The 16685-nt window shown below is 38.0% G+C and carries 18 protein-coding genes; 10 read left to right on the top strand and 8 right to left on the bottom strand.

From position 1 onward, the window contains the following. Nucleotides 1-474: 474 nt before the first annotated feature. Nucleotides 475-846, top strand: coding sequence for an HPF/RaiA family ribosome-associated protein (locus tag EAH57_RS04760; protein ID WP_004673497.1), 372 nt, complete (start codon nucleotides 475-477; stop codon nucleotides 844-846). Nucleotides 847-1033: 187 nt separating this feature from the next. On the opposite strand, the gene EAH57_RS04755 is transcribed toward EAH57_RS04760, so the two are convergent. Beyond that, the gene (locus EAH57_RS04755; protein ID WP_121929134.1) at nucleotides 1034-1297 is read right to left on the bottom strand and encodes a hypothetical protein; all 264 of its coding nucleotides are present in this window, start codon (nucleotides 1295-1297) and stop codon (nucleotides 1034-1036) included. A gap of 166 nt (nucleotides 1298-1463) precedes the next feature. On the opposite strand from EAH57_RS04755, the gene EAH57_RS04750 reads away from it, so the two are divergent. From EAH57_RS04750 to EAH57_RS04735, 4 genes are all read left to right on the top strand, one after another. Next, on the top strand, nucleotides 1464-2009 hold the full coding sequence (locus EAH57_RS04750; protein ID WP_121929050.1) for an ankyrin repeat domain-containing protein: 546 nt from the start codon (nucleotides 1464-1466) through the stop codon (nucleotides 2007-2009). Nucleotides 2010-2039: 30 nt separating this feature from the next. Then, nucleotides 2040-2807: a transporter gene (locus tag EAH57_RS04745; protein WP_171407374.1), complete on the top strand. Its 768-nt coding sequence runs from the start codon at nucleotides 2040-2042 to the stop codon at nucleotides 2805-2807. 80 nt (nucleotides 2808-2887) lie between these two features. Beyond that, nucleotides 2888-4744 carry a protein-disulfide reductase DsbD gene (gene dsbD / locus EAH57_RS04740; protein WP_121929048.1) on the top strand — a complete coding sequence of 619 codons (1857 nt, stop codon included), beginning with the start codon at nucleotides 2888-2890 and terminating at the stop codon, nucleotides 4742-4744. Nucleotides 4745-4746: 2 nt separating this feature from the next. Further along, nucleotides 4747-5442 (top strand): glutathione S-transferase family protein, encoded by a 696-nt coding sequence (locus EAH57_RS04735; RefSeq protein WP_121929047.1) that lies wholly within the window; start codon nucleotides 4747-4749, stop codon nucleotides 5440-5442. A gap of 39 nt (nucleotides 5443-5481) precedes the next feature. On the opposite strand, the gene EAH57_RS04730 is transcribed toward EAH57_RS04735, so the two are convergent. Next, a complete protein-coding gene (locus EAH57_RS04730; RefSeq protein ID WP_121929046.1) occupies nucleotides 5482-6669 on the bottom strand; it encodes a GGDEF domain-containing protein in 1188 nt (395 codons plus the stop codon). A 282-nt stretch (nucleotides 6670-6951) separates the two neighbouring features. Then, nucleotides 6952-7863 carry an alpha/beta hydrolase gene (locus EAH57_RS04725; RefSeq protein ID WP_121929045.1) on the bottom strand — a complete coding sequence of 304 codons (912 nt, stop codon included), beginning with the start codon at nucleotides 7861-7863 and terminating at the stop codon, nucleotides 6952-6954. A gap of 189 nt (nucleotides 7864-8052) precedes the next feature. Here EAH57_RS04725 and EAH57_RS04720 point away from each other — a divergent pair, with 189 nt between their 5' ends. Next, nucleotides 8053-8490, top strand: coding sequence for a DUF2147 domain-containing protein (locus EAH57_RS04720; RefSeq protein WP_004673483.1), 438 nt, complete (start codon nucleotides 8053-8055; stop codon nucleotides 8488-8490). Between the two features lie 59 nt (nucleotides 8491-8549). On the opposite strand, the gene EAH57_RS04715 is transcribed toward EAH57_RS04720, so the two are convergent. Next, a complete protein-coding gene (locus tag EAH57_RS04715) occupies nucleotides 8550-8900 on the bottom strand; it encodes an arsenate reductase (protein WP_121929044.1) in 351 nt (116 codons plus the stop codon). Between the two features lie 303 nt (nucleotides 8901-9203). Then, a complete protein-coding gene (locus EAH57_RS04710; RefSeq protein WP_004673480.1) occupies nucleotides 9204-10028 on the bottom strand; it encodes an exodeoxyribonuclease III in 825 nt (274 codons plus the stop codon). Nucleotides 10029-10069: 41 nt separating this feature from the next. On the opposite strand from EAH57_RS04710, the gene pyrE reads away from it, so the two are divergent. Next, nucleotides 10070-10720 (top strand): orotate phosphoribosyltransferase, encoded by a 651-nt coding sequence (pyrE, locus tag EAH57_RS04705; RefSeq protein WP_004673479.1) that lies wholly within the window; start codon nucleotides 10070-10072, stop codon nucleotides 10718-10720. Between the two features lie 254 nt (nucleotides 10721-10974). On the opposite strand, the gene EAH57_RS04700 is transcribed toward pyrE, so the two are convergent. From EAH57_RS04700 to EAH57_RS04690, 3 genes are all read right to left on the bottom strand, one after another. Next, nucleotides 10975-12684, bottom strand: a complete 1710-nt coding sequence (locus EAH57_RS04700; protein WP_121929043.1) for a tetratricopeptide repeat protein — start codon at nucleotides 12682-12684, stop codon at nucleotides 10975-10977. Between the two features lie 106 nt (nucleotides 12685-12790). Continuing rightward, nucleotides 12791-13204 (bottom strand): divergent PAP2 family protein, encoded by a 414-nt coding sequence (locus EAH57_RS04695; RefSeq protein WP_121929042.1) that lies wholly within the window; start codon nucleotides 13202-13204, stop codon nucleotides 12791-12793. A gap of 19 nt (nucleotides 13205-13223) precedes the next feature. Then, entirely contained in the window at nucleotides 13224-14102 is an 879-nt protein-coding gene (locus tag EAH57_RS04690) for a decaprenyl-phosphate phosphoribosyltransferase (protein ID WP_121929041.1), read from the bottom strand. Between the two features lie 26 nt (nucleotides 14103-14128). Between EAH57_RS04690 and EAH57_RS04685 the strand changes: the two genes are divergently transcribed. From EAH57_RS04685 to EAH57_RS04675, 3 genes are read left to right on the top strand one after another with little or no spacing between them, the layout of a single operon-like run. Continuing rightward, a complete protein-coding gene (locus EAH57_RS04685) occupies nucleotides 14129-14542 on the top strand; it encodes a GtrA family protein (RefSeq protein ID WP_121929040.1) in 414 nt (137 codons plus the stop codon). Next, nucleotides 14543-15844, top strand: coding sequence for an FAD-binding oxidoreductase (locus tag EAH57_RS04680; protein WP_121929039.1), 1302 nt, complete (start codon nucleotides 14543-14545; stop codon nucleotides 15842-15844). Next, nucleotides 15845-16600, top strand: a complete 756-nt coding sequence (locus EAH57_RS04675; protein ID WP_121929038.1) for an SDR family NAD(P)-dependent oxidoreductase — start codon at nucleotides 15845-15847, stop codon at nucleotides 16598-16600. The last annotated feature ends 85 nt before the right edge of the window (nucleotides 16601-16685 follow it).

Genomic DNA, 16685 nt, shown 5'->3' with positions numbered 1-16685 from the left:
AGCATACAAGGAATTAAGCAAAAATAAAGCCAAATTTGACCAAATGCTCAAAAGAATTGTATAGGCTGGAACACTGGAAAATGCGGATCCAACTCAGTCGTTTTTATCGCGCGCAGACTTGATTTCAACATAGGACGTCGCGCATGATTTGAGGATATGTATTTTCACCCAATTGGCTTGATATTATTTAAAAATTTTTGCTGCGAGAGGGGAAGCCTGCAGTAAGCAGCCGTAACGGGCGCACCAACGCAAATAAAAAATGTCAAAAATCAGCTTGCATATTTTTAATTATGGACGGATATTGGAAATATAGAAGATCTTCTCACATACTGAAAAGCAACAGATGCAAAGCAAGGAGACTACAGGTATTTACACAATCAGAATATACAGATGCACTGAATGACGGCATGATCAAAATGCGTCTAAATAACAAGTTTAGTCAAAACGTCTCATCGAAAAGAGAGGAAGATATTTATGAATATTGAAATCCGTACAGATAAAAACATTCAAGGTAGTGAACGTTTAATTGGTTATGTCCGTGCAGAACTAATGCAAGAATTTCAACGCTATAGTGAGCGTATTACACATTTTTCAGTTCATCTCAGTGATGAAAATGGGGAAAAAACGGGAGATCATGATAAACGCTGTATGATCGAAGCTCGCCCAGCAGGTTTGAAGCCTGTCGCAGTAACACATAAAGCTGCAAATATTGATTTTTCTATTCATGGTGCGATTGATAAGTTGAAACGCAGTCTGGAGCATTTGTATGAGAAAAAAGACCACCATCGTGGTGGCTTGCCTGAATATATTGATGTAGATGATGATTTAGATGTAAAAGAAGCATAATCATATCTGCATAAAAAAAGCCTTATTTTTTCTGACCTCGATCAAGTAAGTTGGACAGTTTGATTAAGCTGCTTTTAAGGACTGAGTTCTGTAAATGACAGGACTCAGTCCTTTTATTTAACCTTGATTCGATCATGGTTGTAATAGTAAATATATTTTTTCACGGTTTGCTATAGTTCATCACTTATTAATCCCAATAAGTATCAAACATTTCTTTAATACCATCGTCGTCTTCCATATATTCCTCAGGGACTATTTTTAATCCAATACCACTTAAATAGATTACTGCGTTCCATAAAAGTTCTTCCTGTGTAGCAGGATCAAAAAATAATTCGTTGTTGTCTAACGCATTCATCCTGGCTGTTGCCCAAACTTCAGCATCCTCTCGACTAATTCTATGATTTAGCAAATCTCTGAATATTTTCTGTACATCCAATATGGATATTTTCATCTTGCCATTTTCCATTTTCATCAAACAAATAATGCTTTATTGGTCTAATTTGAGGCTTTTTTATGCCTGTATCAAATTTATACATGATTTTTAGTTCATTTTATAAAAAGCTGTCGGGATATTCGGCATAATAGAAACATTAAATATTATATTGTGAGAATTGGTCATGTTAAGCAAACAGCAACAGGCCTTGGTGCAAGCCATACAACAACTCGATTTAGCCCAAGTGCAAACTCTACTTGCTGAAGGACTTGACCCAAATTTTATTGATCCTGAGCAAGGTCCACCTGTTTCAGTCATTTGTGATGGCTTATTTGCATGGTGGGAAAAGATTTGTGAGGCCTATGAAGCGAATCAACCCATTGCTGAAACTGAAAAACAACAACAACTTAAAGTCTATTTAGATATTTTAGATGCACTCATTCAGGCGAAAGCGAATTTGCATTTGTGGGATGCAGAAGAGTTTTATGGCCCACTTTGGGATGCAGCAAGTTCAGCTTGTGCGCCAGTGGTAAAACGCTTATTGGATGAAAAAGTTGATCCAAATACACGTGATGAAGAAGGTTTAACGATTTTATCGTCAATCAGCCAACTGTTCTTTGATTGTGACTTTGATGAAATCGATTGGTCTGAGTCATTAGCTGAAGAGCGTGAGACGCTTGAGTTACTGCGTAACAATGGTGCAAAAATGTCAAAAGAACTGACCGCCTAAGCGTAGTCAAAGAATAGAAAGGGGATAATGATGAATAAACTTCAAACATTGAGTTTTATTGCTGTATCGATGATGGCGAGCACGACTTTTGCTGCAGATTTCTCTTTTGATCGTCCTGGCGCTGGCATGGGTACAGGAATTACGCCTGTTGGGCAGCTCGCATGGGAACAAGGTTTGCCGACAGTCAGCTATCAAAAACAAACCGTAGATGGTGAAAAAGAGAAAACCTTAACCCTCAATGGCGACATGTTATTGCGTACAGGTTTGGCTAAAGGCTTGGAATTACAACTTGGTTGGCAAGGTCCTGTTTGGCAGCAGCATAAACGTGCGAGCATGACCAAAGAAACCAATGGCCTAGGTGATGTCAGCATTGGTTTGAAAAAAGCCATTAATCTACACGATGATCGTCTCACCATGGCGTTATTAGCAGAAGCGATTCTTGCTACTGGGAACGATGAATTTACTGCCCATGATGATATCTATAGTTTAACTTCAGCTGTAGCTTATGAGTTTAGTGATCTGATCGGTACTTCGATTACTATGCGTTATGAGGCCCAAAACAGTAATTGGGCAGTGACTGCGATTCCAACCATTGATTATAAAATTGCAGGTAAATTATCTGGATACTCAGAATTTATTTACCGTAAAGCAGAAAGCCAAGATTACGAATATGGCTTAGGCACTGGTTTGGTGTATGCGGTGAATAATCGTATGCAGCTCGATGCCAATGTTGGGGTTGATTTAAATGGTGATGCCAGAAGCTACAACGGTGGTTTAGGCGTATCGGTTTTATTTTAAGCAAAATTATCTTCTCATGATCTCCCGTGAATTCCTGTATATCTCATCGGGAGCATTGGGCTGATCGAAGAGAAATCATCATGAAAAAATGTACTCAGGGTGGCTATAGTTCCGAACTGATGTGTTACTTCCTTGGTAGTTTATTGTTGTTGTGTGGGTCGATGACCTATGCCCAAGAGAATATATCAGCGCAGCTGTTAAACCCTGAAGATGCATTTGCCTTTTCGGTTGAATCAACTGAGCGTAATCAGGCGCGACTCCATTGGAATATTCAACCAAACTATTATTTGTATCAACACAAATTCGAAGTACAACAAGGCAATCAACCCGTACAATTAAATTTGCCTAAAGCGGTTGATCAATATGATGAGAACTATGGACATAGCCAAGTTTATTATCAGCAAGCTGAATTTGAAATCCCAACCCAAGCATCTCAACATTATCGAGTAACGTGGCAAGGCTGCGCCAAAGATCGGATTTGTTACCCACCCCAAAATATAGAATTTCAGACCGATGCCGATGGTCTGGTTAGTGTGCAAAATACAGGCTCAAATTCACAAAAACGTTTTTTAGATGTTGCCCGTTCTGCCAATGCCTTAAATACCCAAACTACAGCGTTTGATACCGCTTCAGATGATCAATCATCTGCTTTAGATTCCCCTACTGCGACTAATTCAGCAGGTATGGCACAAGACCAAAAGTGGTCTACGACCTTGGCACAACATTCACTGGCCTATAGTGTATTGTTATTTCTCGGTTTAGGGATATTACTGGCCTTTACGCCGTGTTCATTACCGATGTTGCCGATTCTGACCTCGTTGATTGTCCGTGACAACAAAGGAGTCAAAGCGTGGGCGATCGCCTTTACTTTTGTGATCAGTATGGCCATGGTTTATGCTGTATTAGGTTTGATTGCATCATCGGCTGGACTTAATTTTCAACGTTGGTTGCAACAACCTGCGACTTTGATTGCATTTAGCCTGTTATTTATTGTATTTGCCTTAAACTTGTTTGGTTTGTTTGAGCTAAAACTGCCACAGAAATGGGTCAATCAATTGGATCGTATGCAGTCGATGCAACAGGGCGGTACTTTAATCGGTGCCAGTGTCATGGGCATGATCTCAGCGTTATTGGTTGGACCCTGCATGACTGCGCCATTGGCTGGGATTTTGTTGTTTATTTCACAAAACCAAAATCAATGGCAGGGTGCTTTACTGTTGTTCACGCTTGGCTTTGGGATGGGATTGCCTTTATTGCTCGCGAGTGTTTTAGGTGCTAAAGCTTTACCGAAAGCAGGGGAGTGGATGCATCAGATTAAGGTGATTTTTGCCTTTTTAATGTTGGCATTAAGCCTTTATTTTCTGCGACCGTTATTGCCAGAGCTGGCGATGCAATTGCTTAGCCTCGTTTTAGGTTTGGCTTTTATTATTTATGCACTTTACCGATTATTCGCTCAAAAAGGTAAGTTGCAATGGCTATATATTCTCTTGTTAATACTCACCATACCATTTCTTGCTTATACTCAATATCAACATATTCAGAATCTGGGTTCTGTTCAGGCGGAAAAGTTGGCTGAATGGCATGTGGCAAAGACCGCTGAGCAATTTCAACAGGTGTTAGCCAATACGCCGAAAGGTCGCGGCATTATTATTGATGTGTATGCAGATTGGTGTGTGGCATGTCAGCCAATTGAGCACCGTATTTTAAAAGATGCAGAAGTACAACAAGCCTTAGCACCGTATTATTTAATTAAGCTAGATCTAAGTCAGTATGATGCTTCTCATCAAACTTTATTAAAGCAATGGGATATTTTAGGACCGCCGACCTACTTATTTTTAGATCAGCAACAACAAGAAATTCGTTCGTTACGATTAACTGGGGCATTTAAAAAGGCAGATTTATTACAGCAACTGGCTTTATTTGAAGGAAAATCATAAGCATGTATACTTTATTTATTGGCAATAAAAATTACTCTACTTGGTCGATGCGTCCTTGGATATTATTAAAACAGGCAGGGATTTCGTTTCAAGAGCATCTCATTCAGTTTGATGATTTTGAACTAGATAGTCCATTTAAGACAGAAATTTTGAAACTGAATCCGACGGGTAAAGTACCTGTGCTGGTGGATGCTGATGTGACGGTTTGGGACAGTTTGGCGATTTGTGAATATGTCGCAGAGCAATCTCCTGAAAAAAACTTGTTGCCACAGGATAAAAAATTACGTGCTCGAGCGCGTTGCATTAGCGCAGAAATGCACAGCAGTTTTCAAAGTTTACGTAATCTTTGTCCAATGAATATTGAGGCTGATTTAGGCCATATCGGTCAAAAACTTTGGGCTGAACATGATCAACTTCGTGCTGATGTGGCTCGTATTGAACAAATTTGGTCAGAACGCCCAAGTGAAGATAGCTTCTTATGTGGTGAGTTTAGTGTTGCCGACGCATTTTATGCACCTGTAGTCATGCGTTTTGTGTGTTTCCAATTCCCTGTCTCTGCTTCAAGCCAAGCTTACATGCAAAAAATCTTGTCTTTGGCATCGGTTCAGCAGTGGATCGCCGAAGCCAAACAAGAACAAATGTTTGTGCCTCTTGATGAGCCGTACCGTCAAAATCGTGAAGAGTATTTACAGGCTTAAATATCAATCAATCGCGCAGAAGATTACTCATCTGCTGCGTTAATCAGGAATCAAATCCTCAAAAATCTGGACTTGATTCCGTCCAGCCGCTTTCACCGCATAGAGTGCTTGATCCGCCTGACTAATAATCAGATGCGGTTCATCGGCACTGAGTGAACTACTGATCCCAAAGCTGGCACTGACTGAAAACGCTTGTTGATCTTCTGCCACAAAACGTAGGTTCGCAATCGCCACACGACAACGTTCCGCGATATTTTGCGCTTGAGTGGTGGTGGTATGCGGCAATAATAAAATGAACTCCTCCCCACCAAAACGACCAATCATATCTTGATCACGTAAATGTTTGGTTAAGCAGTTCGCGACTTGAATCAGAACCTGATCTCCCATGCTGTGTCCAAAATGATCATTAATATTTTTAAAATGATCCAGATCAAGCAATACAATTGAATATAACGAGTTGGGTTGTTGATGTAATTTTTCTAGATAAGCACTAATGCTACGACGATTTAACACATCGGTGAGAGGATCGAGACGGCTTAGATGTTGAATCGCCAACTCTCGTGAACGCCATTGGGTCAGCAAAATTTCAAATAGAAATAAACAGGCAATCAAAATTGGTAATAGAAAAAACAGCATGCTCCCTACCCAAAAGGGATGCATCTCGGATTGATTGAGAACTTCTGGATTAAATAGCGGTGCGTACTGAAGCATGCCAAACATACTGAGAAAATTGCAAAATAATAAAGCCATGGTGGCAGGCACCAGCGCGCAATAAATCATCTTACGATTAAATAAAACCAATCCAACTGCGACGACGCTGACATATACCACCATGGTTGCAGGGCTAAAACTTCCGATCAAATAACTGGTATGACAGAGCAGCACGGTAAAAAGCTGTACACTTAAAATAGGAATGATTTCATGTGCCCAAGCTTGGTCTTTGTAGCGATAGCAAGGCACGATTAGGCTTAAAAAGACCATCAGCATAATCACGTTGGTCCATAACTTGGAATAAACCAACGGTAAATTTACCCACTGCCATGTGATGGGATTGAGCAAGACCAGCACATCCCAAACAATCCCGAAAAGGGTCATAAAAGCAGCAAGTATGAGCAGCAGAATCGATTTCTTTAACATGTTCCAGTTAATCAGTGGTTCATGTTCCCAAAATTGCGAGAAATTCCATTTTTCTCGATTGACTAAACGCTTAAACTGAATCTTTATCATTGGCATGCATCCTTATATGCAATGAGATTCCTAAGAGACTTTATGAATGTAAATTCGTCATCAGAAAGATCAAGAAACGATAATTAAAATAACAATAGCATCTTTAGAATGAGAAAAAAGTCTGGTTTTAGGTTTTTGAGTGCAAATCAGGACGGGAAAAATTCTTTGAGAAATAGACTATTATCTAAATATCCAATCAATCATATTTTATGATGACAAAAATGAATCAAGAATGACAATGGCCAGCGATAGCTGACCATTTTTCACACAATTTGAAGGTGTTTAATCACGATCGAGTCGATGTGCAAATTTAGCAATATCTGCTAATGCTTGCTTGGCTTCTGGGAACCATGCATTGAACATTTGGAAGTTGTGCCACATGCCGGTATAGAGTTTAAATATCACTTTGACATCTGCTTGTTCCGCTTTCTCACGGAAGCGTTTTGAGTCATCCAACAGGATTTCTTTTGATCCAACTTGAACCAATGTAGGCGGTAGACCTGTTAAATCATCAAATAGTGGCGATACCCGAGGATCGGCCGCTTGGATATCTTCGGTTAAATAATGATTGATGCCTGCTTGTAGCGCTTCAATTGAAAGTAAAGCATCATGCTTTTGATTGAAGCGCAGTGATTCGCTGGTGAGAGTCAAATCTAAATAAGGTGACATTAGAATCAAGCCACTTGGCATCAACTCAGGTTGCTGTTTGAGACGTAAGCACAGTGCCAATGCGAGATTCGCACCACAAGAATCACCAGAAACAATAATATCTTTGGGTTTAATCCCTTGAACAAGCAGTGTTTGATACACATCGAAGATTGCATCGATCGCATCTGGGAACGGGTGTTCAGGCGCCAAAGGATAATCGATATGAATCACTTGCATTTGTGTACATGCCGCAATATCGGTCATTAAAGCACGGTGTGTATTTAGGCTTCCTAAGAAAAAAGCACCACCATGAATATGAAAAATGAGCTGAGTTGCTGCGGCTTGAGTTTTAATTTCTTCACCACGAATACCTGCCAAACGCAAAGGTCGAATTCGAGCATTTGGATTGTGTGGAAATAAGCGACACAATTGATCCAATACAGGACGCAAAGCATTCGGTGCTACATTGAACTGACTCGGTGTACGGATGGTCGCTTTGAGTAGGGATTCAGTAAAATAATATTTCCAAACAGTACCAAATTTCATAATTTTTCCATATTGTTAGAGCAGTATACAACTAAGAGAACGCTTGATTTTAGTCCACATTTTGTTGTGATCAGAACAGTGTTTTGTAGCTGTTCAGATTGTACCTAATAGTCACAATCAAGAATTGCAATATTAATGGAAGTTCTCAATACTCTTAGTCTTAAAAGACCCATTAAGGATATTACAAAAATGAAGAAAATTGCTTTAGCACTAGGATTGTTTAGTTTGACAGCTTTTGCCAATGCGGCGGATGCATTACACGGTAGCGTGTGGCAAACCATTGATGATGAAACCAAGCAACCAAAAGCTATCGTCAAGTTTACTGAACAAAAGGACGGTTCATTATCTGCATCGATTCAGAAGTATTTAGTCCCTGGCCAAGAAAGTGTTTGTACGAAATGTGAAGGTCCATTTCATAATAAATCACTGAATGGTGTGGTCATTGTTCGCAACCTGAAGAATTCAGGTGGTGTAAATTATGATGGTGGTTCTATCGTTGATCCAAAAAATGGTAAAACCTATAAACTTAAAGCTGAACTCACTGACGGTGGTAAAAAGCTAAAATTACGCGGTTATATCGGTGTTGCGGCACTGGGTCGTAACCAAACTTGGGTACGTTCTAACTAAGTTATCTTGATAAATCCAAAAAACCGAGTCAAATGACTCGGTTTTTTGTGATATCTGCTTTAAGCAGATAAGTTCTGATAAGTCTCCTCATCAAAACCGACCACAAAACCTTGTGGCGTTTGTAGGACTGGGCGTTTAATTAAACTTGGTTGAGCGATTAAAGTCTCAATTAGATTTTCTTGATTGCTGGTGGCGTGGGCTTGTTCGTCTGCCGTCAATTTGCGCCATGTAGTGCCTTTTTTATTTAGCACTTTCTCTGCGCCGATGTCTTTCAACCAAACTTCTAAAGTCGCAGCATCAATGCCTTGTTTTTTATAATCGTGAAACTGGTAATCGATTCCTTTTGCTTGTAGTGCATCAAAGGCTTTTTTCATCGAATTACAATTTTTAATACCGTAAATTTTAAACATGCTGAAAACCATCGGGAAATAAAAAATATCAATGACAGCCTAACGCAAAGTACAAAAAGAGAAAACCCGCATTTAATCATCCTGATCATGCGGGTCTCATTTCAACGTCCAATGTCTCATCCTTGCAAATAAACTTAAACTAAGTTTATTTTGTCTTCCTACGGCGTCCTATCCTTTTGTGGTCATCCTGACCGCTTCCCTGTGCCGTGCAGCTATAATGCCGATACAGCAGCTAAATAAAAATACACAAAAAACGACATAGCATGTAAGTTAAAGAGGCGACCAAAGTGAACAACTGTTCACTTAATCGTGTATTTTATAGTCAATAATCACAGGTGCATGGTCACTAAACCATTGTTCTTTATAGACCCAAGCATTTGCAGCACGTGCTTTCCAGTCTGGAGAGCAGGCGTGGTAGTCGATACGCCAACCGACATTTTTGGCACGGGCTTGACCACGATTTGACCACCATGAGTACAATTCTGCTTCAGGTCGTACTTCACGGAAAGTATCGACATATCCCAACTCATCATAGATATGATCGAGCCATGCACGTTCATGGGGCAAGACGCCTGATGATTTCTGGTTGCCTGACCAGTTCTTAATATCAATGCGTTTATGCACGATATTGTAATCACCACACACGATGATCGATTTATTTTCATCTCGCCATTGTTTTAGTATTTGGGCATATTCTTGTAGAAATAAATCTTTACGTGCTTGCGCTTCGTCACCACTTGATCCTGATGGCAAGTATAACGAGGCAATATGAACAGGATGTGACAGCCCTAAATCAAATTCAGCCGCGATAAAACGACCTTGCGAGTCTGCCAGTTCAAACCCCAAGCCATTTTTCACTGAAACAAACGGCAGACGACTATAAATCGCCGTGCCTGCATAGCCTGCGCGTTCAGCAGGGAACAGGTGGGTATACCAGCCTTCAGGTTTAAATTTGTCGGTCCATTGTTCATGCGTAATGCGGCTTTCTTGCATACATACCACGTCAGCATCGGACTGCTCTAACCATTCTAATAGTCCTTTGGTTACGGATGCGCGTAGCCCATTCACATTAATTGAAACGACTCGAAGAATTTTTACATCACTTGGATAGCTATCCTTTGGTATCATACGTCTGTTTAACCTCAATTGAAGAATTTGGAGCACCTTATATGACAACGCCTGTGTCATTTCATCCGCAAGCTTTTATCGAACTCGCATTATCACGTGGTGTGCTTAAATTTGGTGAGTTTACCTTAAAATCAGGTCGTGTCAGTCCTTATTTCTTTAATGCTGGTTTACTCAATGATGGTGAAGCACTGTCACTTTTAGCGCAAGGCTATGCCGATAAATTGGTTCAGTGTGACAATGTTGGGGTGATTTTTGGCCCTGCGTATAAAGGGATCCCTTTTGTTGCAGCGACAGCAGTGGCGTTATCTCAAGTACATGGTAAGAGCATACCGTGGGGTTTTAACCGTAAAGAAGCCAAAGATCATGGTGAAGGTGGTATGTTGGTCGGTGCATCGGTTGCTGGTCAAAAGGTTTGGATCATTGATGATGTGATCACTGCGGGTACTGCGATTCGTGAAGTGGTCACGATCTTGAAAAATGCAGGTGCGACCATTGCAGGTGTGTTGGTGGCGTTAGATCGTCAGGAATGTGGTCAGGGTGAACTTTCTGCGATTCAGGAAGTGCAAAAAGAACTCGAAATCCCTGTACACGCTTTAATTACCATGAAAGATTTGATGGATTATTTAGATGCGAAAGGCGAAAAAGAAGCTTTAGCAAATATGCAAGCTTATCGTGAAAAATATGGCATCTAAGTTTTAAATATAAAAGAAAAGGAAGCGAAGGCTTCCTTTTCTTATTTTAACGAATGGTTTAAAAATAGACGTAGATCGTGAGGAAGTACAAGCCGTTCCAATGCGTTGGATTCTAGAACGGCTTACTTTAAGGCATTGATCTGAAAATTAAAAAACGTAAAAGCTATATTATGTTAGTTTTAGCTATTCTTAAAATAGCTAAAACTGTAAAAGTACCTTAATACGATTTCATCTATTAGACTCAAAATTTAATGTTACTCCAACTTAAGTGTCTCTAATGAAATTTTTGCTGGTAAATTTCCTTTACTCTTTAGTTCAGTTAATATTTTTAAAGCCTCTTTTTGGTTTTTAACAAACCCATTATTTCCATGTAAAAAATTAATAGCTAACATAAATTTAGCCAAATCATTTTCATGGGAAGAAGCCTGTATTAATAAACTGTTCGCCTTTTTAATATTTTTTTTTATACAAATCCCGTTTCTATATAAAAGAGATAAGTTATATAAGGCATGCTTGTTTTGATCTTGGGCAGCCATTTTAAACATTTTTAATGCAGAGCAATAGTTTATAGATGTATATATTCCATGGAAATAGAAAAAACCAAGAGTATTTTGGGCATCACCATTTCCAGAATTTGAAGCTTCAACATAGTAATTTATAACCATTTTGTTTAGCTTCTCTTGTTTAATTTCTTCTTTGTTTAAAAAATAAAGTTGTGTAATTGAGTTAACATCATCAATACTTAGCCTAATATCAGCTAAAGGAATTGGATCATTTAACTTAATAAGTAATTCTTGACCCCATTTTTCTCTTTTTTCCCATGGGTGGTTTATTTCATAGAAATTTATAAAAGTACTGCCTATCCCTAGAGGACCTAGTAATAATGAAACTATAGAGTAGGAATATATGAGTTTCTTGAAATTTATAAAATTTGATGCAATTAAATCTCTACTAATATTGTTCATTATTGCTAATGACATAAATATTACAGAAAGGTTAAAGAGGAATAGTGCAATCCATCTAATATAATCAAATGCTATTAATGTTAGAGCTAAGGGTGATGCTGAAAAAAATAATATTAGAAGAAAGTTTTTTTTGTCTGTGCTTTTTTTAATAAATAAAAGAATAGGAGAGCAAAATAGAAATGTAAAAAATATTTTTAAATATGCTTTGGTTTCAAAAAAGGTTTGATAGTTTGTTACAAAATTTTCTTTTAAGGTCAGTAATGATGTACTCACCGCATAAGGTTGAAAATGTTCATAATACATGAAATTTTCAATAATTGAATTAACCTGAAAAGTAGACATTTTTCCATAGATAACTACAGTTACCAATAGGATAAAAGATTCTGCCCCAATCAGAAAAATGTGGCTTATATTTCTATATTTCTGATAATAAATAAAAGCTAAAGTTGGAACAAAAAATATTAGCATTGCTTCATGTGTTAATGCCATTATTGGCAATGTTAATAATATAAATGTTAGGACAATAGATTTTTTTATATTTTTTAATATAAGTAGAACTGAAATTAATAAAATTATTTGACCAATATGATCAAAGCGAGATAATTCTCTTATCCATTGGGAGGTTATGAAGGATAAACTAAAAACACATAATGAAAAAAGTATAATGTATTTATCGTTAAATTTTAATTTATTGAAGAAAATATATGTAATTCTAGCAAAAAGATAGAATAATATAATTAATAATATAATGGATACCAAACGAACATGTCTATAAGTCGGATCTATTCCTAAAAAACTTAAGATTTCACCCGGTAAAGCTCTTCTGACAAAACCATAGTCATAGCTAAATACCCATTGTGAGTATAAATAGTCATGTAATCTTATTGTGAAGTCAAAAGAATATATATTGCTGTGAATAAATACAATTACAATAAGGGTTAACAAAGAATATAAAATGTATTTAATATATTCTTTGTTGCTTTTAATTAACATGTTCATAAATATTCTGCTATAAATTAATTATGAAATAACTTATGCTGGGAGAGGGTAAATTGGTGGCTAAATTAACAGTTGTGAGTTATATAGTCACAATTTAATATTTGATTTATAACGTACTAGCTAAAAATGCAACAAAACAACCAACCAGTACACCAGCTAAGATCTCAATCTTTGTGTGGCCCATGCGTTCTCTTAAATGCTGATATTCGGGAGTATCTTTAGCTAAATGATTAATAGCTACCGCATGTTTACCAATCGCACGCCTTAAACTATTCGCATCTAACAGCACAATAAATGCGAGCGTGAGTGCAACCCCAAAAGCAGGTGTATCAATCCCTTCTTTAAGCGCAATAAGTGCAGCCATACTACTTACAATGGCACTATGATTACTTGGCAATCCACCATAACCAATTAATCCAAAAGCCAGTTTTTTTGCTTTAATTGAATTAATAAGAAATTTTAGACAGCCAGCTACTAGCCAAGCCAAAAATGGGGTAATAAGGTAAATATAATAATTCACAAGATAATCCAAGATAAAGTTAAGCTGGCCATAATGTCCAAATACAACATGTTATCCATAAAACAACAGTTAATAAAATTTGCCAATCCTGAACGATTACGTCAGTCGGAGATTCCCCACCTTTTAAGGTTTCAACGATAAACCAGTAGCGGAATAATCCAAACATTACAAAAGGGATTGTAATGATGAGTTGAGGCTGTACTGCCATCGTATATAAACTATAAAAAATGATTGCAGTAATGGCAGACATGCCCGCAAAGCGGTCAATCAAACTTACTGAATAGTGTGCAAGTACACCACGTCCTTGTGAACCACTTTGCACTAGTTCCTGACGACGTTTAATCGACGCTAGATAAAGTGAAATACTTAATGTGGTAATAAACATCCAATCAGAGACAGGCACTGCAAGGGCTACAGCACCTGCATATACACGTAATACAAAACCAAAAGCTACAATGAAGATTTCAATAACTGGTTCATGCTTCAGTTTAAAGGTATAAGCCCAGTTCAGCAGTAAATATACGATGATTACGTAGATTACTTGAGGAGCAATGAGCCAAGAGAATCCTAAAGCAATATAAATCAAAGTTAATAAAATAATTGCACTTTGTGGACTTACCTGACCTGAGGCTAAAGGCCTTTTTTGGGACTTTTCAGGATGCGCCCGATCTTTTTCTATATCCTTTAAATCATTAACAATATAGACCGCTGAAGCAGCTAAACAAAATAAAAATGCCGCAAATAATACGGAATAAATCGACCCTAAATGTAAAAACTCACCTGCAAAAATTAAGGGTGCAAAAACAAAGCTGTTTTTGAGCCATTGTTTAGGTCGTATTAGTTTAATCAGTCCAGGGATTTCTGCTAGAAAAGACCGATCTTCTGCTATATCATACATTTGTTTTTCAGCGCTATTAAATATAAATGATGGATTCGATTAAGCTCGCATTGCTCTATACAGCATTTGCTATAATTGCAACGTTTTGCAATATTGTAGCACAAGATATTTCTAGTTACATTTATGTTGGAAATTTTTATATTTTTATTTCAATTTTTATTGGTACAGGTGTTGGCTTAGTTGTTAAGTATGTGCTGGATAAAAAATATATTTTTAAATATAAAACACAGAATACAAAACATGATGGAAAGGTTTTTATGCTTTATACCATCATGGGTATTTTTACGACGATTATTTTCTGGGGCTTTGAGTTTGGCTTTCACGCAGCTTTTGGAACCAAAGAAATGCGTTACGTGGGTGGAATAATCGGTCTAATGATTGGCTATATTTGCAAATATTACTTAGATAAACATTTTGTGTTTCGTAAAGTTGAGGCATAAATGAAAACAATACAGGCTTGGGGTAGACTTTCTGACGCTGAACATCAGATTATTCCTTTAATAACACCTTCACAAGCATCCAAACAAATAAAACATGGCACGTTCCCGGGTATCGCTCATGGTATGGGACGTAGTTATGGTGATGTCGCATTAAATGGTAATGGTATTTTATGGCTGACGACAGCTCTGAATCATTTGATTGCTTTTGATTTAAATACTGGCATTTTACACTGCGAAGCGGGTACTACTTTACAAGATATTCATAGAACACTGATTCCGCAAGGTTGGATGTTACCTGTAACACCAGGAACACAAATGATTACCGTCGGCGGGGCCATTGCGAATGATGTACATGGCAAAAACCACCATGCTTTTGGCTCTTTTGGTGATCACGTTCTATACATTAAATTAATGCGTACTGATGGTGAAGTTATTGAGTGTTCAAAGACTGAAAGAGCAGATTGGTTCTATGCAACCTTAGGTGGGATTGGTCTAACAGGAATCATTTTAGAAGCAAAAATTCAGTTACGTTCAGTTCAAAGTTCATGGATTGACTCAGAAACCATTCCTTACCACAATCTAGATGAGTTTTTTGCACTCTCTGATTCATCGGAACCAGACTGGGAATATACAGTTTCTTGGATTGATTGTATGAATGGTGCGAATGCCAAAGGACTTTTCACGCGGGGGAACCTAGCGAGTGAATCAACTCAAATAGAACCTAAAATTAACGATAAAATATTTCCAATCACTCCGCCTATTTCATTAGTCAATAAACTCAGTTTACCAGTCTTTAATTTTGCCTATTTCCATGGAAATTCGCTAAAAAAACAGCCTCAAACCGTATATTACGAGCCATTCTTTTATCCGTTAGATGCCATGCATGAATGGAACAAAATGTATGGACCCAAAGGGTTTTATCAATATCAAAGTGTGGTCCCGAAAGAGATTGGCAAAGAAGTCACTCAAGAGATGTTAAACACCATTAAAAAATCGGGTGAGGGCTCATTTTTAGCTGTATTAAAAACCTTTGGTGATCGTGAATCTGGGGGATTACTGAGTTTCCCAAAGTCTGGCGTTACTTTGGCGTTAGATTTCCCTAATCGTGGGGAAAAAACATTAAAGTTATTAAATGAATTGGATCATATTGTACAGCACGCACAAGGCCGCCTTTATTTAGCCAAAGATGCGCGTATGCCAAGATCACTATTTGAAGCGGGCTATCCTCGCTTTACTGAATTTTTAAAATATCGAGATCCAGGCATCAGCTCGGAAATGTCTCGTCGTCTATTAGGGGCTTAAATGTCAAATCAACCAAAAATCTTAATTGTGGGTGGAAGCTCCGCTATTGCCGAACATTGTGCCAGACTCTGGCTTAAGCAGCAGCCTTATGAAATTATTTTGTTAGGGCGAGACCAAGACAAGCTACAACGTGTTGCTAATGATCTTAAAGTCCGTACCCCGCAAGCTAACATCCAATTTCAGACCGTTGATTTTTTAAATGCGACAGCCATTCAGGATTGCATTAATACCATCAATCAACATGGGAAAATCGATATTGCCCTAATTGCTCATGGTAATTTACCAGATCAAGATCAATGTCAAAATGATTTACTTCAATGCCAACAGGCAATCGAAGTAAATGCAATTTCACCTGTTTTATTTACTGAAATTATTGCTAAACATATGATTGAACATAATCATGGAAAATTGGCAGTAATTGGTTCAGTCGCTGGTGATCGTGGTCGTAAATCGAATTATGTGTATGGTGCATCGAAAGCGCTGATTGATAAATATCTACAAGGATTACAACATCGCCTAGCTTTAACGGGCTCTGCTGTCACAGCAACTTTAATTAAGCCGGGCCCGACAGCAACCCCTATGACGGCTGGGATATCTGGTAAAGGCAAGCTTGCCTCACCTGAACAAGTCGCTCGTGATATTGTGCAAGGAATTGATAAAGGTAAATTAACCGTCTATACGCCAGGTAAATGGGCGATCATTATGATGATTATCCGAAATTTACCTTTCTTTTTATTTAGAAAAATGGACATATAATTTATTTATAACTAAAAAGCTCAATAATATATTGGGCTTTTTAACTTATGTGTGTTTATCAAGAATCTTTATACGACGTTGGCAC

It is taken from the genome of Acinetobacter sp. 2JN-4, from assembly GCF_003687745.1.
Lineage (GTDB): Bacteria > Pseudomonadota > Gammaproteobacteria > Pseudomonadales > Moraxellaceae > Acinetobacter > Acinetobacter halotolerans.
This window is presented reverse-complemented; position numbering and strand designations above follow the sequence as displayed.

Bases quoted from the DNA above. Each gene is read 5' to 3' on its own strand.
- EAH57_RS04725 (WP_121929045.1), bottom strand. From the start codon at position 7,863: ATGAAATTTGGTACTGTTTGGAAATATTATTTTACTGAATCCCTACTC.
- EAH57_RS04745 (WP_171407374.1), top strand. From the start codon at position 2,040: ATGAATAAACTTCAAACATTGAGTTTTATTGCTGTATCGATGATGGCG.
- EAH57_RS04750 (WP_121929050.1), top strand. From the start codon at position 1,464: ATGTTAAGCAAACAGCAACAGGCCTTGGTGCAAGCCATACAACAACTC.
- EAH57_RS04760 (WP_004673497.1), top strand. From the start codon at position 475: ATGAATATTGAAATCCGTACAGATAAAAACATTCAAGGTAGTGAACGT.
- dsbD (WP_121929048.1), top strand. From the start codon at position 2,888: ATGAAAAAATGTACTCAGGGTGGCTATAGTTCCGAACTGATGTGTTAC.
- EAH57_RS04755 (WP_121929134.1), bottom strand. From the start codon at position 1,297: ATGAAAATATCCATATTGGATGTACAGAAAATATTCAGAGATTTGCTA.
- EAH57_RS04710 (WP_004673480.1), bottom strand. From the start codon at position 10,028: ATGATACCAAAGGATAGCTATCCAAGTGATGTAAAAATTCTTCGAGTC.
- EAH57_RS04700 (WP_121929043.1), bottom strand. From the start codon at position 12,684: ATGAACATGTTAATTAAAAGCAACAAAGAATATATTAAATACATTTTA.
- pyrE (WP_004673479.1), top strand. From the start codon at position 10,070: ATGACAACGCCTGTGTCATTTCATCCGCAAGCTTTTATCGAACTCGCA.
- EAH57_RS04690 (WP_121929041.1), bottom strand. From the start codon at position 14,102: ATGTATGATATAGCAGAAGATCGGTCTTTTCTAGCAGAAATCCCTGGA.
- EAH57_RS04715 (WP_121929044.1), bottom strand. From the start codon at position 8,900: ATGTTTAAAATTTACGGTATTAAAAATTGTAATTCGATGAAAAAAGCC.
- EAH57_RS04685 (WP_121929040.1), top strand. From the start codon at position 14,129: ATGATGGATTCGATTAAGCTCGCATTGCTCTATACAGCATTTGCTATA.
- EAH57_RS04720 (WP_004673483.1), top strand. From the start codon at position 8,053: ATGAAGAAAATTGCTTTAGCACTAGGATTGTTTAGTTTGACAGCTTTT.
- EAH57_RS04730 (WP_121929046.1), bottom strand. From the start codon at position 6,669: ATGATAAAGATTCAGTTTAAGCGTTTAGTCAATCGAGAAAAATGGAAT.
- EAH57_RS04675 (WP_121929038.1), top strand. From the start codon at position 15,845: ATGTCAAATCAACCAAAAATCTTAATTGTGGGTGGAAGCTCCGCTATT.
- EAH57_RS04680 (WP_121929039.1), top strand. From the start codon at position 14,543: ATGAAAACAATACAGGCTTGGGGTAGACTTTCTGACGCTGAACATCAG.
- EAH57_RS04735 (WP_121929047.1), top strand. From the start codon at position 4,747: ATGTATACTTTATTTATTGGCAATAAAAATTACTCTACTTGGTCGATG.